The 25,227-nt window shown below is 70.1% G+C and carries 20 protein-coding genes; 10 read left to right on the forward strand and 10 right to left on the reverse strand.

Annotation, left to right across the window (positions count from 1 at the left end):
• Window positions 1–27 precede the first annotated feature (27 nt).
• Together EBL85_RS09115 and EBL85_RS09120 are read right to left on the reverse strand one after the other, a co-directional pair.
• Window positions 28–675 (reverse strand): hypothetical protein, encoded by a 648-nt coding sequence (locus EBL85_RS09115; protein ID WP_123140903.1) that lies wholly within the window; start codon window positions 673–675, stop codon window positions 28–30.
• An 82-nt stretch (window positions 676–757) separates the two neighbouring features.
• Window positions 758–1,768 carry a 2Fe-2S iron-sulfur cluster-binding protein gene (locus tag EBL85_RS09120; RefSeq protein ID WP_123142742.1) on the reverse strand — a complete coding sequence of 337 codons (1,011 nt, stop codon included), beginning with the start codon at window positions 1,766–1,768 and terminating at the stop codon, window positions 758–760.
• Between the two features lie 77 nt (window positions 1,769–1,845).
• Between EBL85_RS09120 and EBL85_RS09125 the strand changes: the two genes are divergently transcribed.
• The 5 genes from EBL85_RS09125 to EBL85_RS09145 all read left to right on the forward strand — a co-directional run bounded on the left by EBL85_RS09125 (window position 1,846) and on the right by EBL85_RS09145 (window position 5,633).
• Window positions 1,846–2,718, forward strand: coding sequence for an SDR family oxidoreductase (locus EBL85_RS09125; protein ID WP_123142743.1), 873 nt, complete (start codon window positions 1,846–1,848; stop codon window positions 2,716–2,718).
• Window positions 2,719–2,845: 127 nt separating this feature from the next.
• Window positions 2,846–3,244, forward strand: a complete 399-nt coding sequence (locus EBL85_RS09130) for a Rap1a/Tai family immunity protein (protein ID WP_123140906.1) — start codon at window positions 2,846–2,848, stop codon at window positions 3,242–3,244.
• 92 nt (window positions 3,245–3,336) lie between these two features.
• The gene (locus EBL85_RS09135) at window positions 3,337–3,567 is read left to right on the forward strand and encodes a glycine zipper domain-containing protein (RefSeq protein ID WP_123142744.1); all 231 of its coding nucleotides are present in this window, start codon (window positions 3,337–3,339) and stop codon (window positions 3,565–3,567) included.
• A 72-nt stretch (window positions 3,568–3,639) separates the two neighbouring features.
• Window positions 3,640–4,866 carry a permease gene (locus tag EBL85_RS09140; RefSeq protein WP_123139605.1) on the forward strand — a complete coding sequence of 409 codons (1,227 nt, stop codon included), beginning with the start codon at window positions 3,640–3,642 and terminating at the stop codon, window positions 4,864–4,866.
• Between the two features lie 494 nt (window positions 4,867–5,360).
• Complete coding sequence (locus EBL85_RS09145; RefSeq protein WP_005224745.1) at window positions 5,361–5,633, forward strand: RNA-binding protein; 273 nt, start codon at window positions 5,361–5,363, stop codon at window positions 5,631–5,633.
• 85 nt (window positions 5,634–5,718) lie between these two features.
• Here EBL85_RS09145 and ubiD read toward each other — a convergent pair whose 3' ends face one another.
• The 8 genes from ubiD to uvrA form a co-directional block, all read right to left on the reverse strand.
• Entirely contained in the window at window positions 5,719–7,197 is a 1,479-nt protein-coding gene (gene ubiD, locus EBL85_RS09150) for a 4-hydroxy-3-polyprenylbenzoate decarboxylase (protein ID WP_123142745.1), read from the reverse strand.
• Complete coding sequence (gene prlC / locus EBL85_RS09155) at window positions 7,194–9,227, reverse strand: oligopeptidase A (protein WP_123142746.1); 2,034 nt, start codon at window positions 9,225–9,227, stop codon at window positions 7,194–7,196. Before prlC ends, ubiD begins: the two co-directional genes overlap by 4 nt.
• Window positions 9,228–9,325: 98 nt before the next feature.
• Window positions 9,326–9,907: a CNP1-like family protein gene (locus tag EBL85_RS09160; RefSeq protein ID WP_223806107.1), complete on the reverse strand. Its 582-nt coding sequence runs from the start codon at window positions 9,905–9,907 to the stop codon at window positions 9,326–9,328.
• A gap of 4 nt (window positions 9,908–9,911) precedes the next feature.
• Window positions 9,912–10,388 (reverse strand): CreA family protein, encoded by a 477-nt coding sequence (locus EBL85_RS09165; RefSeq protein WP_123139608.1) that lies wholly within the window; start codon window positions 10,386–10,388, stop codon window positions 9,912–9,914.
• Between the two features lie 35 nt (window positions 10,389–10,423).
• Entirely contained in the window at window positions 10,424–11,620 is a 1,197-nt protein-coding gene (locus EBL85_RS09170) for an NAD(P)/FAD-dependent oxidoreductase (protein ID WP_123139609.1), read from the reverse strand.
• Window positions 11,621–11,627: 7 nt separating this feature from the next.
• Window positions 11,628–12,176, reverse strand: a complete 549-nt coding sequence (locus EBL85_RS09175; RefSeq protein WP_123139610.1) for a hypothetical protein — start codon at window positions 12,174–12,176, stop codon at window positions 11,628–11,630.
• Window positions 12,177–12,226: 50 nt separating this feature from the next.
• The gene (locus EBL85_RS09180) at window positions 12,227–12,799 is read right to left on the reverse strand and encodes a DUF3365 domain-containing protein (protein ID WP_123142747.1); all 573 of its coding nucleotides are present in this window, start codon (window positions 12,797–12,799) and stop codon (window positions 12,227–12,229) included.
• Window positions 12,800–12,926: 127 nt separating this feature from the next.
• A complete protein-coding gene (uvrA, locus tag EBL85_RS09185) occupies window positions 12,927–18,434 on the reverse strand; it encodes an excinuclease ABC subunit UvrA (RefSeq protein ID WP_123142748.1) in 5,508 nt (1,835 codons plus the stop codon).
• A gap of 246 nt (window positions 18,435–18,680) precedes the next feature.
• Between uvrA and EBL85_RS09190 the strand changes: the two genes are divergently transcribed.
• Genes EBL85_RS09190 through EBL85_RS09210 form a run of 5 tightly spaced genes read left to right on the forward strand, consistent with a single transcriptional unit; the run spans window position 18,681 to window position 25,178 of the window.
• A complete protein-coding gene (locus EBL85_RS09190; protein ID WP_123142749.1) occupies window positions 18,681–20,438 on the forward strand; it encodes a TM1802 family CRISPR-associated protein in 1,758 nt (585 codons plus the stop codon).
• 34 nt (window positions 20,439–20,472) lie between these two features.
• Window positions 20,473–21,459, forward strand: coding sequence for a type I-B CRISPR-associated protein Cas7/Csh2 (gene cas7b, locus EBL85_RS09195; RefSeq protein WP_123142750.1), 987 nt, complete (start codon window positions 20,473–20,475; stop codon window positions 21,457–21,459).
• 2 nt (window positions 21,460–21,461) lie between these two features.
• Window positions 21,462–22,178: a type I-B CRISPR-associated protein Cas5b gene (gene cas5b / locus EBL85_RS09200; RefSeq protein ID WP_123142751.1), complete on the forward strand. Its 717-nt coding sequence runs from the start codon at window positions 21,462–21,464 to the stop codon at window positions 22,176–22,178.
• Entirely contained in the window at window positions 22,144–24,504 is a 2,361-nt protein-coding gene (gene cas3 / locus EBL85_RS09205) for a CRISPR-associated helicase Cas3' (RefSeq protein ID WP_123142752.1), read from the forward strand. Before cas5b ends, cas3 begins: the two co-directional genes overlap by 35 nt.
• Window positions 24,492–25,178: a CRISPR-associated endonuclease Cas6 gene (locus EBL85_RS09210; protein ID WP_123142753.1), complete on the forward strand. Its 687-nt coding sequence runs from the start codon at window positions 24,492–24,494 to the stop codon at window positions 25,176–25,178. Before cas3 ends, EBL85_RS09210 begins: the two co-directional genes overlap by 13 nt.
• Window positions 25,179–25,227 lie beyond the last annotated feature (49 nt).

Below are 25,227 nucleotides of genomic sequence, written 5' to 3' on the forward strand. Positions count from 1 at the left end.
GGGGCCGTCCGGCCCCGCCTTTTCCCATCAATCCCTGCCCGATCGTTCGGGCGTTCCCTTCGCCGCGATCACCCCATCGCGCTGCATCCGTGACACCGTCGCCGCAATCAGGTCGCCGATGGTGGTCTGCTCCGAGTCGGGCGCGAGTGGCGCCGAGCGGCCCGACCACACCAGATGGGCGTCCTCGGCGTCATAGAGGCTGGTCTCCAGTCTCAGCGTGTGCTCGCGGGCATAGTAGTCGGCGCCGCTCACCGCCTGATGGACCCGGGTGTAATAGGGGTAGAGCCTGCCGTCCTCGGCGAGTCGGACATGGCTGAAGGGGTTGATGCCACCGTCGCCGGGCTCGTCGCAACGCAGATGGATCACCACCACACCGGCCGCGCTCGAGCGCCCGATCGCCGCGCGCAGCGCCTTGCCGCGGGTGACGTCGGCCTCGGCGAGCAGGCGGTGCCCGGGCGTGACCTCGAGGCCACGCTGGCGCAGCTCGCGCGCGAAGTGCTCCTCGTAGGCGCGGCGCACCAGCGGGCTGTCGGCGACGCCGAAGACCACCAGGCTGGGGTAGTGGGGCGTGGGGGTGGCGAGGTCCTGCCAGGTCGAGACGATGCGAGCCGGGGTACAGGCGGTCGTCAACAGGGTGGCGAGCAACAGCGGGACAAATGACAAGACGACACGCATCGGGCGGGCTCCTCGTGAGCGACGGACGGAAAGGATCCGGAGTGTCGCCGCTCAGAGGCGTTGTCGACAAGCGTGTCTGCGCTCAGTTGCCGTGACTGGTGTCGACGAAGGCATCGGTGAACAGTGCCGCCGGGTCGAGGCCCCGGGCGAGCAGCGCGGGGCGGGCGTGCTCGATCATCGCCGGCGGGCCGCTGATGTAGACCTGGTGGCCGGCGAGGTCGGGGAAGTCCTCGATCACCGCCTGATGGACCAGTCCGCGGCGCCCGTCCCAGTCCGGCTCGGGCTCGGAGAGCACCGCCTGGTGGCCGAACCAGGGGTGCTCGGCGGCCCAGCGCGGGGCGAGGTCGGGGAGGTAGAGATCGGCGCGGGTGCGCGCGCCGCGATAGAGCAGCAGCGGGCGCTGCAGGCCGCGGGCGATGGCGTCCTCGATCATCGACTTGAGCGGGGCGAAGCCGGTGCCGCCGCCGATCAGGATCGCCGGCGCCGTGCTCGTGGGATCGAGCCCGAAGTCGCCGAGCGGGGCCTGGACGCGCAGCAGCGCGCGCTCGCCGAGGCGCTCGAAGACCTCGGTGGTGAAGCGTCCGCCCGGTACCCGACGGATGTGCAGTTCGAGATAGGGGCTGAGCGCCGGGGCGCTGGCGAAGGAGAAGGCGCGGCGGCTGCCGTCGCGCAGCAGCACGTCGAGATATTGTCCGGCGCGAAAGCGCAGCGGGTCGTGATCGGGGAGCTTGAGGCTGAGCCCCATCACCTCGGGGGCGAGCCGCTCGATGCGCTCGACCCGGCAGGGCAGGGTGCGCACCTGTTGCGGTTCGTCGGGCCGGGTGTGCGCCGGCAGGTCGAGATGCAGGTCGCTGCGGGGGACGGCGCGGCAGGTCAGACACTGCCCGGCGCCGAGCCCGGCGAGCGCCGGCGGCGTGCCGCCGGGGTAGTCGATCTCGCCGGCGCCGAGGGTCGCGGCGCAGCTGCCGCAACGCCCGTCGCGACAGCCGTGGGGCAGGGTGATGCCCTGGCGCAGCGCGGCGTCGAGCACGGTCTCGCCGGGCTCGGTGGTGAAACGTGCTCCGTCGGCGTCGATACTGATCTGAAATCCCATGGTCCCGACCGTCTTGCAATCCGTCCTGCTCGCCGCCGATAGTGTCACCATCGATAACCCATGCGGAGTACGACAGGGTGAAGTTGATCCTTGGATGTGGATATGTGGGCACCCGGCTGGCGCGCCAATACCAGGCCGCGGGCGAACCGGTCAGCGGTGTGGTGCGCAGCGAACAGGGTCTGGCGCGGCTGCGCGCGGCGGGGATCGATGTGGCGCGGCTGCCGCTCGGCGAGCCCGATGTGGTCGACACGCTCGACTGGGCCGGGGCCGAGGTCTTCCATCTCGCGCCGCCGCCGGGCGAGGGGCGAGAGGACGGCGTCACCCGCGCCCTGGTCGAGCATTTCGCGCGCGTCGGCGATCCGCGTCGACTGGTCTATGTCAGTACCACCGGGGTCTATGGCGACTGTGACGGGGCCTGGGTCGACGAGTCGCAGCCGTTGCGCCCGGTGGCCGATCGCGCCTGGCGGCGTCTCGACGCCGAGTGCGTGCTGCGCGAGTGGCGCGCGCGCAGCGGCGGCGAGCTGGTGATCCTGCGCGTGGCCGGGATCTACGGCCCCGACCGGTTGCCGCTGGCGCGACTGCGCAGTGGCCAGCCGCTGGTGCGGGCCGAGGAGGCGCCGTACTCCAACCGTATCCATGTCGACGATCTGGTCGCCACCTGCCGGGCGGCGATGGCGCGCGGTGGCGACGGCGAGGTCTACAACGTCAGCGACGGCCGCCCGAGCACCATGACCGAGTACTTCCGCGCGGTGGCCGACGCCGCCGGGCTGGCGCGCGCGCCCGAGCTGCCGCTGGCCGAGGCGATGGGTCAGCTCTCGGCGGGGATGCGCTCTTACATGGCCGAGTCGCGCCGACTCTCCAATCGCAAGCTGCGCGAATCGCTGGGGGTCGAGTTGCGCTATCCGGACCTCGAGGCCGGGCTGCGCGCGGCGCTGGCCGAGGCGTCCTGAGGGCGGGCTGCTATGCTTGGCGGTGGCCGACCGGGCGCAGGCCGAGGTGTCTGACACCAGGGAGCCGGGGCGCGATGCCGCGCCCCGGCAGTGGCGCCCGTATGCGTAACCATCCGGAGGACCCGTGATGAGATCGACCCCATCGCTTCGTCAGCGGCTGTTTACCGCCTGTCTGCTACCGCTGCTGGCCGCCCCGGCGCTGGCGCTCGAGCGCCAGGACTTCGACTACGAGACCACCAGGAACCTCTACAACATCTGCTCGGTCCCATCCGGGGACGCCCACGCGATGACCGCCGCACTGGCCTGTCGCGCCTTCATCGAGGCGACCATGCAGTATCACGACGCGGTCTCCGCCCACGAGGCGCTCGAGCCGCTGGTCTGTCATCCGCCCAAGGCCACCCTGGCCGATGCCCAGACGGCCTTTCTCGACTGGGCCGGCAAGCATGCCGATGAGGGAGCGCTGATGGACGAGGTGCCGGTCAAGGGCGTGGTGCGGGCGCTGGCCGAGCGTTATCCCTGTCGTTGAGCCGGTCAGCGGTGATCAGGGATGGTCCCGGTTGTCGGGCGCGACCGGCAGTTGGCGTCCCGACCTTTCCAATGCCTTGCAGGAGTCGAGCCGTGAAGCAGATCCTCTTTCCCGCCCTGGCGCTGGTCCTCACTCTGGCGCTCGCCGGTTGCGGCAATACCACCGGTGCCCGGGTGTCGAGCGGCACCGCCATCGGCGCGGCCACCGGTGCGATCATCGGCTCGTTCGGCGCCGATGCCGGCGCCGGTGCGTTGATCGGCGCCGGCGTCGGCGCGCTCGGCGGTCGCCTCGTCGACGAGCACGCCAAGGGCCACTTCGACTGAGTCGTCATCGATCGATCCACCTCGCCCCGTCGGTCGTGATGGCCGGCGGGGTCCACCCTGGAGTCCCGCCGTATGATCGCGCAGTTCCTCGCCGCCTTCTGGCAGGTGATGGTCGAACTCTCCCCCTCGTTGTTGCTCGGCCTGCTGATCGCCGGGCTGATGCACGTCTATCTGCCGCGTGGCTTCATCCATCGCGGGCTCAACCGCCCCGACATGGCGAGCGTGACCCGCGCCACCCTGGTCGGGGTACCGCTGCCGCTGTGCTCCTGCGGGGTGATCCCGACGGCGTTGGGGCTACGTAACGAAGGCGCTTCCAAGGGCGCCACCACCGCCTTCATGATCAGTACCCCGCAGACCGGGGTCGACTCGATCCTGGTGAGCGCGGCCTTCCTCGGCTGGCCCTTCGCGCTGTTCAAGCTGGTCGCGGCCTTCGTCACCGGGCTGGTCGGCGGCGGGCTGGTCAACCGCTTCACCCGTCCCGATCCGGCACCCGCGCAACAGACGGCGACGGATGATGACGGGGCGCGGCCGCGCGGCTGGCGCCCGGTGCTGCGCTATGCGGTGTTCGATCTGCTCGGGGCGATCGATCTGTGGGTGCTCGCCGGCGTGGCGCTGGCGGCGCTGCTCACCGTCGTGCTGCCCGCCGACTACTTCGCCTCGCAGTCCTGGGCCCAGGGGCTGCTCGGCATGCTGGTGGTGTTGGCGATCTCGCTACCGCTCTATGTCTGTACCACCGGATCGGTGCCGATCGCCGCCTCGCTGATCGCCTCGGGGCTGCCGGCGGGCTCGGCGCTGGTGTTCCTGATGGCCGGTCCGGCGACCAATATCGCCACCTTCGGGGCCGTCTATCGCACCCTCGGCGGCCGCATCCTGGCGATCTATCTCGCCGTGGTGGTGGTGATGAGCATGGCCTTCGGGCTGTTGTTCGACGCCCTGCTGCAGAGTCCGGCAGAACATGCCGGGCATCTCCACGGCGCCGAGGGCGACTGGCTGGGGGTGAGCGCGGCGCTGCTGCTCACCGCGCTGCTGCTGTTGCTCGCCGTGCGGCGCCTGCGTGCCCGCTTCGCGCCGGCGCCCGCCGTGGCCGCGGATCTGACCCTGCCGGTCTCGGGGATGAGCTGCAATCATTGTGTCGCCAGCGTTCGTCAGGCGCTCGAGCGCATCGACGCGGTCGAGGCCGCCGAACCCGATCTCGGCGCCGGGCTGGTGCGGGTGCGCGGTGCGCACCTCGACGTCAGCGAGCTGGTCGCGGCGATCCGCCAGGCCGGTTTCGACAGCGATCCCGGGCAGTCGCGCTAGCTGTGCACCCTGCCACCGTGGCCGTCCCGAACGGCTGCGGTGGCCTCGAATCGACTTATCCTTGACCAGATAATTTCTATGGTCTCTCGGTTGACGCCCCGTTCCCGATCCACTAGCTTTCCACCAGAGTCAATCGCGGCGCCTGCCAGGATCTCGAACTACCCCAAGCGAGCATTCAAGTGTTAAAGACACGTCGGAGTGTCTACGGGTTTTTCCTTTGGGATCCGAACTCTCCTGATCGCTTAGCCTGACCGTCTCCAGCTCGGTCGGTGTCGAGCGCCGGATGCGCTCCCATCCTTATCCCCGCATCGCTCCCTCTCTCCCGAACGCGCGTCTTTTCACTTTTGGTGTACGCATTGGCCGGTCGTGATCCCCGAGGAAGCGCCTTCCTCGCCGGGCCGCGGGCTTGGACATCGTCCACTGTCGGGATGGCTTGTGTGTTGGCCGACCGGCAGTTTTCGTTCGATCAACACACACGAGCCCGAGAGATAGCGATGAGGATCTACGTAGGAAATCTCCCCTATAGCGTGACCGATGACGAGCTGAGGGACATCTTCAGCGGATTCGGTGAACTGGCCAGCGCCGAGGTGATCAAGGACAAGTTCTCCGGTCAGTCGAAGGGCTTCGGCTTCGTCGACATGCCCAACAACTCGGAGGCTGACACCGCGATCAAGGCCCTCAACGAGAGCGACATGAAGGGTCGCAAGCTCACCGTCAACGAGGCCAGGCCGCGGGCGGAGCGCCCGCGTGGAGGGGGGCGCTACTGATCCCGCCGCAACCATGCCCACGCCCACCGGCCAGCCGGTCGGTGGGCGTCGGGGAGGGCGCTCAGGACGAGCGCCATCCTGCCGTTCACGCCTCGGGCAGCTCGATGCCCAGCCGATCCCACATGCGGTCGACCCGCTCGCGCACCGCCTCGTCCATGCGGATCGGCTCGCCCCACTCGCGGTCGGTCTCGCCCTGCCACTTGTTGGTCGCGTCGAAGCCGATCTTCGAGCCCAGTCCGGAGACCGGCGAGGCGAAGTCGAGATAGTCGATCGGGGTGTTCTCGATCGTCACCGTGTCGCGCGCCGGGTCCATCCGGGTGGTCATCGCCCAGATCACGTCCTTCCAGTCGCGGGTGCAGACGTCCTCGTCGACGACGATGACGAACTTGGTGTACATGAACTGGCGCAGGAAGGACCACACCCCCATCATCACCCGCTTGGCGTGTCCCGGGTACTGCTTGCGGATGCTCACCACCGCGAGGCGGTAGGAGCAGCCCTCGGGCGGCAGGTAGAAGTCGACGATCTCCGGGAACTGCTTCTGCAGGATGGGCACGAAGACCTCGTTGAGCGCCACCCCGAGGATCGCCGGCTCGTCGGGCGGCCGGCCGGTATAGGTGCTGTGATAGATCGGGCGCTCGCGATGGGTGATGCGCTCGATGGTGAACACCGGGAAGCGGTCGACCTCGTTGTAGTAGCCGGTGTGGTCGCCGAAGGGGCCCTCCGGGGCCATGTCGTCGGGATGGATATGGCCCTCGAGCACGAACTCGGCGCTCGCCGGGACCTGCAGGTCGGAGTCCTGGCAGCGTGCCAGCTCGGTGCGGCTGCCGCGCAACAGCCCGGCGAAGGCATACTCCGAGAGGGTGTCGGGCACCGGGGTGACGGCGCCGAGGATGGTCGCCGGATCGGCGCCGAGCGCGACGGCCACCGGGAAGGGCTTGCCGGGGTGGGCGCGCTGCCAGTCGCGATAGTCGAGCGCGCCGCCGCGGTGTGCCAGCCAGCGCATGATCACCCGGTTGCGATCGAGCACCTGCATGCGATAGATGCCGAGGTTCTGGCGCGGCTTCTCCGGACCGCGGGTGATCACCAGCCCCCAGGTGATCAGACGACCGACATCGCCCGGCCAGCAGTGCTGGATCGGCAGGCGCCCCAGATCGACCGCCTCACCGCTGAGCTGGTGCGCCTGGCAGGGCGGGTTGCGCCGCACCTTGGGGGCCATGTCGAGCACCTTCTTGAAGATCGGCAGGCTCTCCCAGGCCTGCTTCATCCCCTTCGGCGGGTCCGGCTCCTTGAGAAAGGCGAGCAGCCGACCGACCTCGCGCAGCGCCTCGACCGAGTCCTCGCCCATCCCCAGCGCCACCCGGTGCGGGGTGCCGAAGAGGTTGCCGAGCAGTGGGATCTCCGAGCCTTTGGGGCGCTCGAACAGCAGCGCCGGACCGCCGCCGCGCAGGGTGCGGTCGCAGATCTCGGTCACCTCCAGGTGCGGGTCGACCGGCTCGCGCACCCGCACCAGCTCGCCGCGCTCCTCGAGCTGGGCGATGAAGTCGCGCAGGTCGCGGTACTTCATGCCGCGATCCCGGACTGACGCAGCAGCGCCTCGGTGTCGGGCTCGCGCCCGCGGAAGCGCACGAACAGCGTCATCGCGTCCTCGGCGCCGCCGCGCTCGAGGATGTGCTCGCGGAAGGCGCGCCCGGTGGCGGGGTCGAACACCCCGCGCTCCTCGAACAGCGAGAAGGCGTCGGCCGAGAGCACCTCGGCCCACTTGTAGCTGTAGTAACCAGCGGCATAGCCCCCGGCGAAGATGTGCGAGAAGCCGTGGGCGAAGCGGTGGAAGGCCGGCGGGTGGATCACCGCGACCTGCTCACGCACCGACTGCAGGATCTCCTGGATGCGCCCGCCGCGTGCCGGGTCGTATTCGAGATGGATGCGGAAGTCGAACAGCGCGAACTCGAGCTGACGCACCATCTGCATCGCCGACTGGAAGTGCTTGGCCGCGCGCATGCGCTGGTAGAGGGTCTCGGGCAGCGGCTCGTCGGTCTCCCAGTGGCGCGCGAACAGGTCCAGCGACTCGCGCTCCCAGCACCAGTTCTCGAGGAACTGACTGGGCAGCTCGACGGCGTCCCAGGGCACCCCGTTGATCCCGGCCACCGCCGGATAGTCGACCTTGGTCAGCAGGTGGTGCAGACCGTGGCCGAACTCGTGGAACAGGGTCTCGACCTCGTCGTGGGTGAGCAGCGCCGGGCGCGCGCCGACCGGCGGGGCGAAGTTGCACACCAGATAGGCCACTGGGATCTGGTCGCGGGTGGCGCTGTGCATGCGATCGCTGCAGGTGTCCATCCAGGCCCCGCCGCGCTTGTGCGCCCGGGCGAAGGGGTCGAGATAGAACTGACCGCGCAGCGCGCCGTGCTCGGCGTCGCGAATCTCGAAGAAGCGCACGTCGGGGTGATAGGTGTCGAACGCCTCGACCTCCTGGAAGCGCACCCCGAAGAGCCGCTCGGCGACGCCGAACAGTCCGTCGAGCACGCGCGAGAGCGGGAAGTAGGGACGCAGCTCCTCGTCGCTGATCTGGTAGCGGTGCTGGCGCAGCTTCTCGGCGTAGTAGCCGACGTCCCAGGGTTCGAGCTGGTCGACACCGTGGTGCTCGCGGGCGAAGGCGGTCAGCTCGTCGAGCTCGCGGTGCGCCTGCGGCAGCGAGCGCTCGGCCAGATCGCCGAGGAAGCCGATCACCTCCTCCGGGGTGCGCGCCATCTTGGTCGCCAGCGAGCGTTCGGCATAGTTGGCGAAGCCGAGCAGCTGGGCCTGTTCGTGACGCAGCGCGAGGATCTGCTCCATGATCTCGCTGTTGTCCCACTCACCGGCGTGCGGGCCCTGGTCCGAGGCGCGGGTGGCGAAGGCGCGATAGCACTCGGCGCGCAGCTCGCGGTCGTCGGCATAGGTCATCACCGGCAGATAGCTCGGCATGTGCAGGGTCAGCAGCCAGCCCGGCAGCTCGCGCTGCTCGGCGTTCTGGCGCAGCAGCGCGCGCGCCGACTCGGGCAGCCCGGCGAGGCGCGACTCGTCCTCCAGGTGCAGCTCCCAGGCGTTGGTGGCATCGAGCACGTTCTCGGCGAACTTGCTGGTGAGCGCACTCAGCGACTGGCTGATCTCCTTGTAGCGGGCCTTCTTGTCGGCCGGCAGGTCGACGCCGGAGAGATGGAAGTCGCGCAGCGCGTTGTCGAGCACCCGGCGCTGGTCGGCGTCGAGATGCTCCTGGGTGGCCACCGCGCGATAGGCGCGGAACAGCGCCTCGTTCTGCCCGACCTCGGTGCCATAGTCGCTGAGCTTGGGCAGACAGGCGTTGTAGGCGGTGCGCAGCGCCTCGCTGTTGAGCACGCTGTTGAGATGGCTGACCGGCGACCAGACCCGGCCGAGCCGGTCCTCGCTCTCCTCCAGCGGCTCGATGAAGTTCTCCCAGGTCGGCACCGCGATCTCGCGGGTGAGTCGCTCGATCAGTGCGCGACACTCGGCGAGCTGAGCGTCGAGCGCGGGCTCGACGTGCTCCGGGCCGATCCGGGAGAAGGCCGGCAGGGTCTGGGTTTCAAGCAGGGGGTTCGACATCGGGGGACCTGTGAATCCTGTGCAACATAGGGTCGGATATGGCGACTGCCGCATACCGCTTCCAGCGCGGCGGCGACCGGCGCGCGGTCCGCGCGCCCTCAGTCGGTGAGGAAGCCGCTGTTCTGCAGGGGGGCGATGCGCCCCTGCAGCGAGCGGATCATGTCCTTGCGGGGACGCGGGGCGAAGCCGCGCGGGACGCAGAAGTGATGACGCCACAGCGCCTTGCGGAAGCGTTCGTGGTCGCGCTCGCCGAGCGGCTGCCACTGCGGCTCGTCGAGCAGTACGAAGCGCCCGGCGGCGCCGTAGGCGTAGGTCTTGTAAGTGCCGCGCGGGGTGCAGCGCAGCCCCTCGAAGGAGAGGTTGCGGGCGCCGCTCGGCCCTTGGGCGACCAGGGTGTAGCGCACCACGCCGTCGTCGCCGATCTGCAGGTGACGGCCATCGATGAAATAGCGGAAACCGGCATGCGGTCGATCGAGTTCGAGCTCGATCAGGTCGGACTCCTCGGGCCAGGGCGGCGGCGGGGTGGCGCGTTCCTGCCAGCGCACGCCCTCGCGCACGCTCGAGGGCGTGGGCGCCTCGGGGTCGGTGACGAAGGCGTTGTCGGCGAGCGCGGGAGCCGGGCGCAGCAGCGCCAGCGGCAGCAGCAGCGGGAGCAGACGGTGGGGGCGGCTGATCATCATCGCTTCAGCGCGCCTGGTTCGGCCAGGGTTGGATGGCGACGGCCGAGATGCTGTTCTTCGGCGAACCCTCGATGATCTTGTCGCTGTAGCTCAGATAGACCAGGGCGTGACGCGGCGCGTCGTAGAAGCGCACCACCTGCAGGCTCTTGAACAGCAGCGAGGTGCGCTTCTTGAACACCTCCTCGCCGTCCTGCTTGCCGTCGCGCACCGCGTCGGGCAGCGTGATCGGGCCGACCTGGGTGCACTCGATCGAGGCGTCCGAGGTGTCCTCGGCGACCCCGACCGCGCCGGAGACCCCGCCGGTCTTGGCGCGGCTGATATAGCAGACGACACCGGGGATGTCCTCGTCCTCGAAGGCCTCGACGACGATCTTGTCGTTGGGCCCGAGGATCTTGAACTTGGTCGAGACGCTGCCGATGACCTCGGCCGCGAGCGGGGCGCTCAGGGCGAGTAGGGCGATGGCGGTCAGCAGCTTGCGCATGCGGGCGGCTCCTTGTGCGAACGGGTGGTTGGTCATCAGGCCCCGAACAGGCGGTCGTGTTCGCTGCGGCTGCGGGTGAGCGCATCCTCGATCGAGACGCCGAGGAACCAGTTGCCGGTGACTGCCAGCGGGGTGCCGGCGAGTGCGGCGTCGAGCGCGGCGACCCGTTCGGCGTGACCGGCGCGCAGCGCCGGCAGACGGTTGTGCACCCGCGCCTGGTCGAGCACCTGATCGGGGCGCAGGTCGAGGGTGGCGCAGGCGCGCGCGATCTGGGCCTCGGCGTCGAGTGCGCCGGGACGGAAGTGGAAGGCGAAGCCGCGCAGCTCGGGATCGGGGAGGAAGTCGCGCGAGACCGAGGAGTAGAAGGCGTCCTCGATCGCGATCAGCCCGGCCATCGGCTTGATGTCGACCTCGGCGGCGCGGAACACCAGTACCAGGGTCTCGATCTCGGCCATGCCGATGCCGTCGATCGCCGCGCGCGCCTGCTCGAAGCCCTCGGGCATCAGCGCGGCGGCCACCGGCGGCGGCACCGCCAGGGTGAGCCGGGCGGCGCCGATGCTCTCGCCATCGGCGAGGTGGACCCGGAAGCCCGCGTCGGTACGCGCGATGCGCTCGACCTCCTGGCCGGTGCGCACCTCGATCCCCGGCTGATCGGCGATCGCCTGGGGGATGGTCGAGAGCCCGCTCGGGAAGGTGAAGGCCTTGATCACCTCCTTGCGCCGCGGCTTGCGGCGAAACAGCGCCTCGGCCGGGTAGTCGTCGGCGGGCTGGCAGATCACCGCCTGGAAGGCGTGACGCAACAGGTCGTCGTAGTTGCGCCGGCCGAGGATGGCGCTGTAGTAGTCGGCGACGCTGCGTCCGGCCTTGGGCTCGCGGAACATCCGCGGCAGCGAGCGGATCGCCTCGCCGAGGTGCAGCGCCGAACGGATCGGGCGACGCTTGCCGTCCTGCCACAGCGCATAGCCGACCTTGAGCTTGGGCTGGACCAGCGCGGTCAGCCCCAGATCGTCGAGGATGGTGAGCAGGTTGCCGTAGCTGTTGAAGCAGGTATGTCCGCCCGACTCGACCCAGAAACCGTCCTGGTCCTCGAAGGCCTGGCTGTTGATGCAGCCGCCGACGCGATCGCGCGCCTCCAGCACCAGGGTGGAGTGGCCGCGGCGTGCGGAGAAGTGCGCGGCGCCGAGTCCGCTGATGCCGGCGCCGATGACGAGATGCTCGAAGTCGATGGTCATGGAGGGGTCAGTCGCTGCGTTCCTGTCGTTGTTCTTCGGGCTCGATGTCGACCAGCGAGAGATGATCGATGTCGGGCGTCGGGATCGGCGTCGGCGGCGGCTCGCAATCGGCCAGGGTCCAATCGGCGCCTTGCACCAGGGTCAGGTGGCTGGTGTCGATGGCGGGCATCTTAACCGTGCGCGAGGGTTCGAGGAAGCCGTCCTGTGGGGCCAGTGCCAGCGCCTCGCCATCGATCCGGGCGAGGGTCTCGGGGGAGCCGGCGGGGTCCTCCACCGGGCCGTCGGGCGCCGGGCGCACCGGTTGCGGGGCGGGGGCGGCGCGTTCGCTCGGGGTCACCTCCAGCACCGCGCCGGCCCGGCTGAAGACCTGGCGGTACTGGGCGACGGTGGCGGCGTCGACGCCGCGCTTGACCACCACCCGCTTGCCGCTGAACAGCCGCTCGCAGCCGGGACCGGCGAGCTTGAACACGGCGCAGAGCCGTTCGCGGACCTGGGCGGGGTCGGCGTCGGTGGCGATGGCGCCGGTATAGCAGAGATCGAAGAGTTCGTCGGCCATGGGCTCGCACCTGCGTGCGCCCGGCGCACGGGCGCCGGGCGCGATAGGTATCAGAGTGGCTTGGCCAGGGTGAAGGCACCCCGGATGTCGCCGGCGCGGTAGCCGCGCGCGTTGTCCTCAGGATAACGCTCGTCCAGGGCGGCCGCCACCTCGGGGGTGAGGTGATCGCCGTGACAGGCGAGACAGACCTCGGCGGTGGGGATCGCCTTCATGAAACGGAAGCGGCGGCCGTCCTCATCCTCGACCACCTCGGCGTGGGCGAGACCGGCCACCGACTCGCCGGCGGCGCGCTGCTCCTCGAACTGGTCGAGGATCTCGCGCTCCCAGGCATCCGGGGTGTTGCGCGCGGCGTTGCGCACCCCGAGGCTGGTGCGCCCGACCGACCAGCCGCTCTGCGCGCTCAGCTCGTCGGCGATCACCGGTGCGCGCTCCTCGCAGACCTCGATCGCGCGTACCGGACCGCCGGCCTCGAGCGCCTCCTTGAGCTCGCCCTGGAGGGTGCCGGCGAACTGCTGGATGAGCGTCTTGGCCTCGGCCACGCGCGGATCTGGCGCGGTCTCGGCGTGTGCGCCGGCGGCGATGAGCAGGGCGGGAGCGAGGGACCACTGGATCAATGTCTTCATCGGGCGATATCTCCTTGATGTCTTGGCAGCTGCGGGCTGGGCAGTGTGCCAGCTTTGCGTCGCGCAGGGTTTGACGGATCGCAGTCGGGGAGTTCCCGCGCACACTCAATGTGATTGACGGCGCGGCTCAGTCCAGGTGTGCCTGCAGCGCCGCCCCGGTCGGCAGCTCGGGGTGCGCGGCGATGGTCTCCGGCGTCCCGGTCGCGACCAGCCGTCCGCCGGCCGCGCCGCCCTCGGGGCCGAGGTCGAGCACCCAGTCGGCGGCGGCGATCAGGTCGAGGTTGTGCTCGATCACCACCACGCTGTGCCCGGCGTCGACCAGCCGTTGCAGTACCCCGAGCAGACGTTCGACATCGGCCATGTGCAGCCCCACCGTCGGCTCGTCGAGCAGATAGAGGGTGGGGCGGTCGGTCAGCCCATCGGCGCCGGGACGCGCGCGCGCCAGCTCGGTGACCAGCTTGAGCCGCTGCGCCTCGCCGCCGGAGAGGGTCGGACTCGGCTGGCCGAGGGTGAGATAGCCGAGCCCGACGTCCTGCAGCAGGGTCAGCGGGTGATGGATCGCCGGGTGGGCGGCGAAGTGCTCGACCGCTTCGTCGACGCTCAGCGCCAGGGTCTGGCCGATGTCGAGCCCGAGATAACGCACCGCGCGCGTCTCGCGGTCGAAGCGGCTGCCGTCGCACTGCTCGCAGGGGATGCGCACGTCGGGCAGGAAGCTCATCTCGATGCGCTGCACCCCCTGGCCGTCGCAGGCGCCGCAGCGCCCGCCGGCGGTGTTGAAGGAGAAGCGCGCCGCGCTCCAGCCGCGGATGCGTGCTTCCTGGGTGGCGGCGAACAGCCGCCGCACCCGGTCCCAGATGCCGACATAGGTCGCCGGACAGGAGCGCGGGGTGCGCCCGATCGGGGTCTGATCAACCTCCAGCACCCGGGTGAGCGCCTGCCAGCCGTGGATCGCGCGACAGCCGATCAGGTCGCGTTTGCGCGCGCGCGTCGGCCGATCGGCGCCGAGCAGGTTGCCGAGGGTGGCGCCGAGCACCTCGCGCACCAGGGTCGACTTGCCCGAGCCCGAGACCCCGGTGACCGCCACCAGCCGTCCCAGCGGCAGCTCGACGTCGAGGTCGCGGAGATTGTTGCGGTGCGCGCCCTCGACGCGCAGCCGCTGGCGCTCGCCGGGGGCGGGGCGCGGCGGGCGGTCGCGACCGTGGGCGCGGGCGAGGTAGCGCCCGGTGAGCGAGTCGGGGTTGGCGATCAGTGCCGCGGCGTCGCCCTCGGCGATCACCTGGCCGCCGCGTACCCCGGCGCCGGGGCCGAGGTCGATGACATGACCGGCGCGACGGATGGTCTCCTCGTCGTGCTCGACCACCACGATGGTGTTGCCCTTGGCCTCCAGCCGTTCGAGGCTGGCGAGCAGCAGGGCGTTGTCGCGCGGGTGCAGACCGATGGTCGGCTCGTCGAGCACGTAGCACACCCCCTGCAGGTTGGAGCCGAGCTGCGCGGCCAGACGGATGCGCTGGGCCTCGCCGCCGGAGAGGCTGGGCGCGGCGCGGTCGAGTCCGAGATAGCCGAGCCCGACCTCGGCGAGGAAGGCGAGCCGGTCGCGCACCTCATGGATGAGATCGCCGGCGATCGCCTGCTCACGGGCATCGAGCACCAGCGCATCGAGCCAGGCCGCCGCCCGCTCGACGCTCAGCGCCGAGAGCCCGTCGATCGACTGGTCGTGGAAACGCACCGCGCGCGCCACCGGGTTGAGCCGCGCGCCGTCGCAGGCCGGACAGACCGCGGCCGCGCCGATCTCGCCCTCCTGCCACTGCGCCTCCTCGCCGCTGTGGCTGTCGTCGAGCCCGGCGATCAGCCGACCGCTGCCGAGACAGCTCGGGCACCAGCCGTGACGCGAGTTGTAGCTGAACAGCCGGGGGTCGGGCTCGGCGAAGGCACGCCCGCAGTCGGGACAGGCCCGTGCGGTGGAGTGGACCTGCTCGGCGCCCCAGTCGCCGGCGGCGTCGAGCCGCGCCACCCGCACCACGCCCTTGCCGAGCTCGAGCGCCTGATCGAGCGCGGCGCGCAGCTCGGCCTCGTGCGCCGGATCGACCCGCAGCGCGCCGAGCGGCAGCTCGATGTCGTGCTCGCGGAAGCGATCGAGCACCGGCCAGGGATCGGTCGGCAGCGCCGTGCCGTCGACCCGCAGCCGTTGCCAGCCCTTGCCCGCGGCCCAGGCCGCCAGCTCCTTGTAGATGCCCTTGCGTGCGCTCACCAACGGGGCCAGCAACTCCACCCGCTCACCACGGTGCTCGCGGAGAATGCGGGCGAGGATCGCCGCCGCCGACATCGGCTCGATCGCCACCCCGCAGTCGGGGCAGTGCTGCACCCCGAGACGGACATAGAGCAGGCGCAGATAGTGATGGATCTCGGTGAGGGTGCCGACGGTGCTCTTCGCCCCGCCGCGACTGGTGCGCTGCTCGATCGCCACGGTCGGCGGGATGCCGTGGATGGCATCGACCTCGGCGCGCGCGGCCGGTTGCACGAACTGGCGGGCATAGGCGTTGAGCGACTCCAGATAACGCCGCTGGCCCTCGGCGAAGAGGATGTCGAAGGCCAGGGTGCTCTTGCCGCTGCCCGAGACCCCGGTGATGACCGTGAGCCGGTCGCGCGGGATCGACAGGGTGAGATCCTTGAGGTTGTGCTCGCGGGCGTGACGGATCTCGATCGCCGCGGGCGCGGTCACGGCCTGATCGTCGACGCCGCTCTCGGCGATCATCTGGGGCGCGGCCCAGCTCTCGCGCAGCGCCTGTCCGGTGTGGCTCCCGGGGTGTTCGGCGACCTGCCGGGGCGTGCCGCAGCAGACCAGTTCACCGCCGTCCTCGCCGCCCTCGGGACCGAGGTCGATCAGCCAGTCGGCGGCGCCGATCACGTCGAGGTTGTGCTCGATCACCAGCAGCGAGTGACCCTGCTCGATCAGCCGCTCGAAGGCCTCGAGCAGCACCGCGATGTCGGCGAAGTGCAGCCCGGTGGTCGGCTCGTCGAGCAGGAACAGCAGCCCCGGCGCGTCCTTGCGCCGGCGCGCGCGCTTACCCAGATGGGCGGCGAGCTTGAGCCGCTGCGCCTCGCCGCCGGAGAGCGTCGGCACCGGCTGGCCAAGTCGCAGATAGCCCAGCCCGACGGCCTGCAGCGGGGCCAGGGCGCGGGCGATCTCGGCATCGCCGGCGAAGAAGGCGAGCGCCTCGGTGGCGGTCATCTCCAGCACCTCGGCGATCGAGCGCGGGCGCGCCTCGGGATCGGCGCCGGGCAGGCGCACCTCCAGCACCTCGTCGCGATAACGACGCCCGTCGCAGTCCGGGCAGCGCAGATAGACGTCGGCGAGAAACTGCATCTCGACGTGCTCGAAGCCGGTGCCGCCGCAGCCCGGGCAGCGCCCGTCGCCGCTGTTGAAGCTGAAGGTGCCGGCGGTGTAGCCGCGCGCGGCGGCCAGCGGGGCGCGGGCGAAGCGCTTGCGCAGCACGTCGAAGGCGCCGACATAGCTCGCCGGGTTGGAGCGCGAGCTGCGCCCGATGCTCGACTGATCGAGCAGGCTGACGTCGCCGATCGCGTCATCGCCCGCGAGGCTCTCGAACGCCCCCGGTGTGCCGTCGGGGTGGCCCTTGCGCTGGCACAGCGCGCGATAGAGCACCTCGTGGAGCAGGGTCGACTTGCCCGAGCCCGAGACCCCGGTGAGCACCACCAGCCGGTCGAGCGGGATGTCGACATCGACCCCCTTGAGGTTGTGCGCGCGCGCCCCGCGCAGGCGCAGCCAGCGGGTGGCCTCGTCGATCGGGCGCGCCGCGCGCTCCGGGGCGACGCGGCGGCGCCCGGCGAGATAGTCGCCGGTGAGCGAGTCGGGGGCCGCGAGCAGTGCCTGTGGGCTGCCCGAGAACACCACCTCGCCGCCGTGCTCGCCGGGCCCCGGGCCGATGTCGACGATACGGTCGGCGGCGAGCATCACCTGCGGGTCGTGCTCGACCACCAGCAGCGAGTTGCCGCCCGCGCGCAGCCGCTGCAGCACCGCGACCAGTCGTGCCATGTCGCGCGGGTGCAGCCCGATGCTCGGCTCGTCGAGCACGAACAGGGTGTTGACCAGCGAGGTGCCGAGCGCGGTGGTGAGGTTGATGCGCTGTACCTCGCCGCCGGAGAGGGTGCGCGATTGCCGATCGAGGGTGAGATAGCCGAGCCCGACCGCGCACAGATAGCGCAGCCGCGCGCGGATCTCGCCGAGCAGTTGGTCGAGCGCCTGATCGAGCCCGGCGTCGAGGGTGAGCGCGTCGCAGAAGTCGCGCAGTCGCGCCAGCGGCAGACACATCAGGTCGTGCAGCGCGAGCCCCGGCAGCGCCGCCCAGCGTTGCGCCTCCATGCTGACGCGGTCGTGACGGAAGCGCGCCGCCACGGGCAGGGTGCGCGCGGCGAGTGCGGTGTCGCCGAGTCGCCAGTCGAGCGCCTCGTCTTCGAGTCTGGCCCCGTTGCACTGGCTGCAGGGCGCGTAGGCGCGATAGCGCGAGAGCAGCACCCGTACGTGCATCTTGTAGCTGCGCCCCTCCAGCCAGGCGAAGAAGCGGCGCAGCCCGTACCACACGCCGTCCTCCCACTCGCCCTCGCCGTCGATCACCCAGTCGCGGTCGGCCGCGGTGAGCGCCGACCAGGGGATGTCGGTGGGGAGGCCGCGGGCGTGGGCGAAACGCAGCAGGTCGTCCTGGACCTCGGCATAGCTGTCGCTCTGGATCGGTTTGATCGCGCCGCCGAGCAGGGTCTTGGCGGGATCGGGGACGACCTGGTCCCAGTCGATGCCGATGGTGCGCCCGAAGCCCCGACAGCTCGGGCAGGCCCCCACCGGCGAGTTGAAGGAGAACAGCCCCGGGCTCGGCTCGCGATAGCGGATGTCGCAGTCGGGGCAGTGCAGCTCGGCGGAGAAGCGCAGCGCCGGGCCGGGCGCGCGCGCTGCATCGAGCGGGTGGACCTGCACCCGGCCGTGGCCCTTCTCCAGCGCCGCCTCCAGCGCCTCCAGGGCGCGCGCGCGCTGCTCGGGGTCGATCCGCAGCCGATCCTGGATCACGGTGATGCGGGTATCGGTCTCCTCCAGCAGCCGCACATAGCCCTGCTGGGCGAGCATCGCCCGCACCTGCTCCAACCCCAGCGATTCGGGCACCTCGACCTCGAAGCAGATCAGCGCGCGCGCGTCGTGATGGCTGGTGAGCAGGCTTGCCCAGATGTCCTCGGGGCGGTCGCGCCGCACCGCCCGACCGCAGCCGTGACAGAACAGCCGCGCGGCGCGCGCGAACAACAGCTTCAAGTGGTCGTTGAGCTCGGTCATGGTGCCGACGGTCGAGCGCGAGGTGCGCACCGGGTTGGTCTGATCGATGGCGATCGCCGGTGGGATGCCCTCGATGCGCTCGGCGGCGGGGCGGTCCATGCGGTCGAGGAACTGACGCGCATAGGGCGAGAAGGTCTCGACATAGCGGCGCTGACCCTCGGCATAAATGGTGTCGAAGGCCAGCGACGATTTGCCCGAGCCCGAGACCCCGGTCACCACCGTCAGCTCGCCGAGCGGCAGGTCGAGGTCGAGGTCCTTGAGATTGTTCTGGCGCACGCCGCGCAGGCGGATGGTGTCGTTCACGGGGTTGCGGTGTCCTGAATCGGCGACGCCCCGGGTGTTTGCCGGGGCGTCGGGGTCGGGGTGTGGTGCGATCGGCACGGAGCGATGCCTTGCCGGGATTGACCGGGGCCAATCGATGGTGTCACGCGATGGTATAGCATGGGGATGTGTACGGTCTTTCGGCAAGCTTGTGGCGATGGACTCGGCGAGGTCGTCGTAGTTGCATGGCCGTCACGGAGACCGCGCTGCGCAGAAGAGGAACCAGGGATGTTTCAACGATTCTACGAGTTCAGCCGCTGCCTGCCCGAGCGCGCCGCCTGGGAACGACTCAACGAGGGCATGCCGGAGAACTACGACCGCGGGCAGGCGCTGTGCTTCGACGCAGCCGGCGGCTGGGTCGGGTGCAAGCCCTACAACGGCAACCAGGGGGTCGTCTATCGCTCGGGACCGCCGAACGGCACCGACCTCACCCCATGCTGCAAGTTCTCCGGCACGGATTCGGTCAAGACCCTGGCGCGGTTGAAGCGCGCGGTCGTCCAGCTCGCCGAGGCCGAGGAGGTCTCGGCCGAAGGGCGCGACTGGCTCGCGGCGACGCTTGCAACCTTCGAGCGCGAGCCCGAGACCATCCTCGCCGCCGTGCGCGAGGCGCGCGCGGCGGCCGGTGAGGACGCCGACCATCGCGGCTATCTCTACTGGGCCGATGCAGCGATGGCGCCGGTGTACGGCTGGCCGGCGGTGCGCGAGGTGTTGGTGCGTCAGGCGCTGCGGGCCTTCGCCGGCGGCGGGGTGCGCGAGTCGGGCTGCTGCGCCGTCTGCGGCGGCGCGGGGCGGACCGTCTACGGTAACTATTCGGTGCTCGCCTGCTACAACCTCAACAATCCCGGCAGCATCGCCGGTGGTTTCCGCGCCGACGCGGCGCATCGCAACTTCCCGGTCTGCGGCGACTGCGCGCTGCGTATCACCGACACGATCAATCTCGTCGAGGGTCGGCTGAGCGCCACCATGGCCGGTCAGACCTATCTGATCCTCCCCTACAGCAACGATCCCGAGGTGCGCGAGGAGCTGGGCTGGCGCCTGGAGCAGCACCCGGAGCGCTACCGGCTCGACCGCACCGCGGATCTGGTCGCCGACGAGCTGGAGCTGGTCGACGAATTCGCCGCGCGTGGCGACCAGCTCGCCTTCGCGCTGGTGTTCTACAAGAAGCAGAACGCCGCCTGGCGGGTCCAGGCCGAGGTGCAGCAGCTCCTGCCGAGCCGGCTGCGGGCGTTGCACCGCGCGGTGAAGGAGATCGCCGCGGCGCCCGATCTGATCCAGGTCGACAAGAAGGAGGACAAGCCGCTGCGGATCACCGCCAATACCTTCCGCGACTTCTCCGACGCCGGTCTCAAGCCGAGCGACGAGACGGTGCGCGACTGGCTGACCGCGCTCTTCGCCGCCCGCGCGATCGATCGGCGCCACTTCCTCCACGCCCTGGTGGCGCGGTTGGTCGCCATCGGTCGCCGCGATCCGAAACTGTTGCACTACACCACCCGTCAGGCTTGGGGACTGTACCGCTTCGCCCGGCGCACCGGCCTGATCGTCCCCCCATCCGTGAAGGAGCACCCCGTCATGTCAGAGGTCATCCCGGACAGTGCCTATGGGCGCTATGTGCGCGAGCACCAAGACTTCTTCCACCGCCCCGAGCTGGTGGTGGCCTTCCTCACCGGTTGCTATGTCGCGCAGGTCACCTCGGTGCAGCACCAGGAGCGAGGCGGTGCGCCCTTCGCCAAGAAGTTCGTCGGTCGCGTGCTCACCCGCGAGCAGTTGCGCCGACTCTATCGCGAGGGGCACGCCAAGCTCGCCCAGTACGACAAGCTCGGCTATGTCATCACCGGACTCGATCCCGATCTTGCCAACGCCTGGATCCACTGTGGCGACAGCTGGTCGATCAGCGACGAGGAGGCCACCTTCGCCTTCACCCTCGGCTACAGCCTCGCCTATCGCATCGGCCAGCTCGACCGTGCGGCGGCCGAGTCCGTCGCCTGAGCCATCGTTCATCGCATCGCGCAAGGACCACACCATGCAACCGATCACCAATCGTTACGAGATTCTGTTCGTCTACGAGGCCAGGGACTGCAACCCCAATGGCGACCCGCTCGACGAGAACCGTCCGCGCACCGACCCCGAGACCGGCGAGGCGACGGTCAGCGACGTGCGCATCAAACGCACCGTGCGCGACTACTTCCTCGCCCAGGAGCCCGATGTCGAGCGTCGCCTCGCCGCCGGGCGCGAGGTGCTGATCCGCGACACCCTCAAGGCCGACGGACACCTTTGCGAGGGGAAGGATCGCGCCGAGCAGTTCCTGAAAGAGGTGGCGCGGGACAAGAAGGGCGAGGCCAAGCGGCAGGCGTTGGAGGAGGCGGTGCTCAGTGGCTGTATCGATGCGCGACTGTTCGGCGCCACCCTGCCGCTGGGCAAGAACGAGCCCTCGTTGCAGCTCACCGGCGCGACCCAGTTCGCCGCCTTCAACCGCTCGCTGCACCGGGTCAGTCCGACCCTGGTGCAGCAGACCGCAGCCTACGCCGGTAATGCCAAGTCGAACCAGAAGTCGTTCGCCGAGCGCTGGCTGCTGCCCTATGCGTTGATCGCGGCCTATGGCGTGGTCAACGAGGCGGCCGCGCGCAGCACGCGGATGAGCGCGGCGGACCTCGATGCCCTGCTTGCGGCGCTGTGGCGCGGCACCGCCGATCTCAACACTCACTCCAAGCTCGGTCACGATCCGCTGTTGCTGGTCGTTGCCGAGTATCAGCCCGGATATCGGTTGGGCGCGCTGCCTCGGCGTATCGCGCTCGCCGACCAGGACCGCGAGGACACCGCGCTGCGCTCGACCCGCGACTTCACCCTCGATGTCGGCGAGTTGCTCCAGGGCTGGTCGGCGATGTCGAGGCTCACCGGACTGCGGGTGATGGCCGATGCGCGACTGCGTTGCCGCGCCGGTGAGCAGGTCGATGACTTCATCGCGCTCGCCCGTGCCGCCGGGTTGGAGCCCCAGGCGCTGGAGCTCTAGCCATGCAGGTCCTGGCCTTCGACCTCAGCGGCGAGTCTGCGCTGTTCAAAAAGCCCTACTCGGCGATGAGCCCGGTGAGCTATCCGCTGCTGCCGCCCCCGGCGGTGCTCGGGTTGCTCGGTGCCGTGCTCGGCCTCGGCAAGGAGGACTACCACGCCGCGCTCGGCTGGGAACGGGTGCAGGTGGCGGTGGGGTTGCGCGCGCCGCTGCGGGTGATGCGCGCGGCGCTCAACCTGCTGCAGACCAAGGACGGTACCGACGCCTTCTTCCGTCCGCGCGCCGGGGCCAATACCCATACCCAGGTCAACTGCGAGTTCCTCCGCGATCCCTGTTTCCGCATCCATGTCGGCGGGCTCGATGCAGACCAGGCGGCGCGGTTGGCCGAGTCGCTGCGCGACGGATACAGCGTCTACACCCCCTGTCTGGGGCTCGCCGCCTGTCTGGCCGAGACCCGCTGGGTTGCTGCCGGCGAGGCGCGGGCGTTACCGGCGGGGACGTACCGGGTGGCGAGCGCGGTGCCCATCGGTGATGGGCTCAAGGTGCACTATGACGACGACCGGCTCTATCGTCGGGTGCGGATACCGACGCTGATGGACCCTGAGCGGGTGGTGCACCGCTATCGCGAGGTGGTGGTGGCCGATGACGGTGGACCGATCCGGGTCCAGGCCACGGAGGGAATGCTGCATGTCCGCGACACCGAGACCATCGCCTTTCTCTGAGACCCTGGCCCACCCGGGCGACCCGCTGCCCGCGCATCTGCAGCGGGTCGCCGAGCGCGCGGCGGCGAGCATCGCCCCCGGCGCGCGCCCCGAGATCCGTGCGCTCGCCTATCACGCTGGCCTGTTCCATGACATCGGCAAAGCGACCCCCTGGTTCCAGGACTATCTGCTCGGCCGGGGGCGCCGCTCGGCGCTCAGTCATCATGCCGAGTTGGGCGCGCTGCTCGCCTGGCACTACAGCGGTGCGCTCGACTGGCCGTTGTGGCAGCGGCTGGCGTTGTTCATCGCGGTGCGGCGCCATCATGGCGCACTCACCTTCGATCACTGGTCGCAGCTCCTGGCGCGGACCCGTGCCGCGTTCGCCGAGCCCGATTGCGTGTTGCGCACCCAGCTCGGCGCGCTCGATCTGGCGGGCATCCATGGCTGGCTGCTGGAGCGGCTCCACCTCACCGCGCCGCTGTCGATCCCCGATTCCGAAACGATCGAGTCGGGGCTGCGCGGGCGGGCGGTGGCCGGTTCGCGACTACGCCGTGCCCTCACCACGCTCGACGAGGCGTTGTCACTGCTCGCCGGGTTCGGCGCGCTACTGGCGCTGGACAAGACCGATACCGCCTTGGCTGGCGCGCGGCGTCAGCGTCAGGTGCTGCCGGTCGATGCGGTGAGCCGCTACAAGGCGCGCCACTTCGAGGTCGCGCCCGCGCCCGACTCGCTCGATGCCCGTCGCGCGCAGATCGCCGAGACCGTCACCGCCACCTGGGCGGCGCACCCCGAGGCGCCACTGCTGACCCTGACCGCGCCGACCGGGGCGGGCAAGACCCTGAGCCTGCTCGATGCCGCGCTGCGGTTGCGGGCGTTGATCGAGCGACGCGACGCGGTGGCGCCCCGCATCATCTATTGTCTGCCGTTCACCTCGGTGATCGATCAGAACCATGCGGTGCTGCGTGGCGTGCTCGCCGAGTCCGGGCTGGACGTGCGCGAGGACCTGCTGCTCAAGCACCATCACCTCAGCGAGTCGCGCTATCGCGACGCCGAGAACGAGTACGAGGCCGATGGCGCCGGCGCCCTGCTGGTCGAGACCTGGCAGAGCGAGCTGGTGGTGACCACCTTCCATCAATTGCTCTACACCCTGCTCAGTCCGCGCAACGCCAACCTCAAGCGCGCCGGTCAGCTGACCGGTGCGCTGATCCTGCTCGACGAGGTGCAGGCGTTGCCGCTGCGTTACTGGGCGGCGCTACGGCAGTTGTTCATGACCGCCGCGCGTGTCTATGGCGCGCGCATCGTGCTGCTCACCGCGACCCGGCCGCTGATCTTCCGTCCGGGTGACGCGGTTGAGCTGTTGCCCGACCACGAGGCCCACTTCCGCGCGCTCGCCCGCACCCGGCTCCATGCCCATCACCGCGAACCGCTTACCCTCGATGCCTTCGGTGAGCGGCTGGCAGCGGCGCTGGCCGATGATCGGCGCGCCACCTTGGTGGTGCTCAATCGTCGCCGGGCGGTGCGGGCGCTGTTCGTGCAGCTGCGCGAGCGTCTCCCAGGACAGCCGCTGGTGGCGCTCTCGACCGATCTCACCCCGTTCGACCGACGCGTGCGGATTCGTCTGATCCAACGCCTGCGCGCGCGTGGCGAGCCCGTGGTGGTGGTCGCCACCCAGCTCGTCGAGGCCGGGGTGGACCTCAGCTTCCCGGTGGTGCATCGCGATCTGGCGCCGCTCGACTCGATCATCCAGGCCGCCGGTCGCTGTAACCGTCACGCCGAGGCCGATGGCACCGGCGAGGTCCATCTGTGGCAGCTGTGCGCCACGCGTGCCGATGGCACCCCCGGCGAGCCGTTGTGGCGGCGTGTCTACGACGCGGCGCTGATCGATGTCACCCAGGGCTGTCTGGGCACGCGCGCCTACTGGGACGAGGCCGAGTTCCTCAGCCTCAGCCAGGATTATTTCAGCGGTTGCTGGGCACGTCAGGACCAGACGCGGGTCGACGAGCTGCTCGCGCGCGGTGACCTGCTCGGGGTCGAGCAAGGTTTTCGGCTGATCGAGTCGGCGCCGGCACTGGTGGCGTTGTTCGTGGTGCGTCGCCCCGCCGATGCCCGGCTGTGGGCGCGCTACCGCGCCCTGCGCGACGATCCGACGCTCGGACCGGCCGAGCAGAAACGCGCTTTCCGCGCCTTCAAACGCGCCTTCCACGAGCGGGTGATCCAGGTCCATGTCCGCGATGGCGAGGGGATCGACCGCGACGAGATCAACCGCATCGAGGCCGGTCCCGCGACCTATGATCGCGCCGCCGGTTTCGTCGCACTACCCATCGAGGACTCATCATGCATCTTCTAGCCGAGATCCCCCAGGCTCGGATCGGTCTGCGCTGGGATCGCGAACTCAGCGGCGAGGCCGAGCCGCGTATCCGCCAGCTACGCGGTGCGCTGGGTAACGCCTTTCGCGAGGACGCGCTCTTCCACCAGCACGACCCGGCCACCGGTCGGCCGCTCTTTCGCTATCCCCGGGTGCAGTACCGCTGGCACGCGGGGCAGGGGCTGGTGGTGGGTTGGGCCGAAGCGGCGCAACGGCTGCTTGATCTGCCCTGGCTCGATCTGAGGCTGCGCCTCGGCGACGAGCCGGTACAGGTGACCGATGCCACGGTGCGCGCCGGGACCGGGACCTTCGGCGTGGCGACGCGGCTGCTGCGCTATCGGTTCGATACCCCGGTGCTGCTGTTCAACCAGGAGAACTATCGGCGCTACCGCCAGCTCGACGCGCCGGCCCAGCGCCGTGAGTGCGAGCGGTTGCTGACCGCGAGCCTGTTGGTGACGTTGCGCGGTCTGGGGGTCACCTTCCCGGAGCGGCTCTATGTGACCTTCATCGCCCACCGCCGGCGCACCTGTCACTACAAGGGTGAGCGGTTGCTCGGGTTGGTCGGTGAGTTCGCCACCAACGCCGTGCTGCCCGACGGCATGGCCTGTGGGCATGCCGTCAGCCACGGCTATGGCTGTCTCGTCGCCAGCGAGTGACGTCTTGGGGCGGATCATGCGGGTGTGCCCCGTCACTGCTTGGCTGAGC

Origin of the sequence: Marichromatium sp. AB32 (genome assembly GCF_003718675.1) — a bacterium.
GTDB lineage: Bacteria > Pseudomonadota > Gammaproteobacteria > Chromatiales > Chromatiaceae > Marichromatium > Marichromatium gracile.

Excerpts from the sequence above, each read along its gene's own strand:
- EBL85_RS09140 (WP_123139605.1), top strand. The coding sequence starts at position 3,640 with ATGATCGCGCAGTTCCTCGCCGCCTTCTGGCAGGTGATGGTCGAACTC.
- EBL85_RS09130 (WP_123140906.1), top strand. The coding sequence starts at position 2,846 with ATGAGATCGACCCCATCGCTTCGTCAGCGGCTGTTTACCGCCTGTCTG.
- EBL85_RS09170 (WP_123139609.1), bottom strand. The coding sequence starts at position 11,620 with ATGACCATCGACTTCGAGCATCTCGTCATCGGCGCCGGCATCAGCGGA.
- prlC (WP_123142746.1), bottom strand. The coding sequence starts at position 9,227 with ATGTCGAACCCCCTGCTTGAAACCCAGACCCTGCCGGCCTTCTCCCGG.
- cas3 (WP_123142752.1), top strand. The coding sequence starts at position 22,144 with ATGTCCGCGACACCGAGACCATCGCCTTTCTCTGAGACCCTGGCCCAC.
- ubiD (WP_123142745.1), bottom strand. The coding sequence starts at position 7,197 with ATGAAGTACCGCGACCTGCGCGACTTCATCGCCCAGCTCGAGGAGCGC.
- EBL85_RS09120 (WP_123142742.1), bottom strand. The coding sequence starts at position 1,768 with ATGGGATTTCAGATCAGTATCGACGCCGACGGAGCACGTTTCACCACC.
- EBL85_RS09175 (WP_123139610.1), bottom strand. The coding sequence starts at position 12,176 with ATGGCCGACGAACTCTTCGATCTCTGCTATACCGGCGCCATCGCCACC.
- cas5b (WP_123142751.1), top strand. The coding sequence starts at position 21,462 with ATGCAGGTCCTGGCCTTCGACCTCAGCGGCGAGTCTGCGCTGTTCAAA.
- EBL85_RS09180 (WP_123142747.1), bottom strand. The coding sequence starts at position 12,799 with ATGAAGACATTGATCCAGTGGTCCCTCGCTCCCGCCCTGCTCATCGCC.
- EBL85_RS09165 (WP_123139608.1), bottom strand. The coding sequence starts at position 10,388 with ATGCGCAAGCTGCTGACCGCCATCGCCCTACTCGCCCTGAGCGCCCCG.
- cas7b (WP_123142750.1), top strand. The coding sequence starts at position 20,473 with ATGCAACCGATCACCAATCGTTACGAGATTCTGTTCGTCTACGAGGCC.
- EBL85_RS09160 (WP_223806107.1), bottom strand. The coding sequence starts at position 9,907 with ATGATGATCAGCCGCCCCCACCGTCTGCTCCCGCTGCTGCTGCCGCTG.
- EBL85_RS09145 (WP_005224745.1), top strand. The coding sequence starts at position 5,361 with ATGAGGATCTACGTAGGAAATCTCCCCTATAGCGTGACCGATGACGAG.
- EBL85_RS09115 (WP_123140903.1), bottom strand. The coding sequence starts at position 675 with ATGCGTGTCGTCTTGTCATTTGTCCCGCTGTTGCTCGCCACCCTGTTG.
- EBL85_RS09190 (WP_123142749.1), top strand. The coding sequence starts at position 18,681 with ATGTTTCAACGATTCTACGAGTTCAGCCGCTGCCTGCCCGAGCGCGCC.
- EBL85_RS09210 (WP_123142753.1), top strand. The coding sequence starts at position 24,492 with ATGCATCTTCTAGCCGAGATCCCCCAGGCTCGGATCGGTCTGCGCTGG.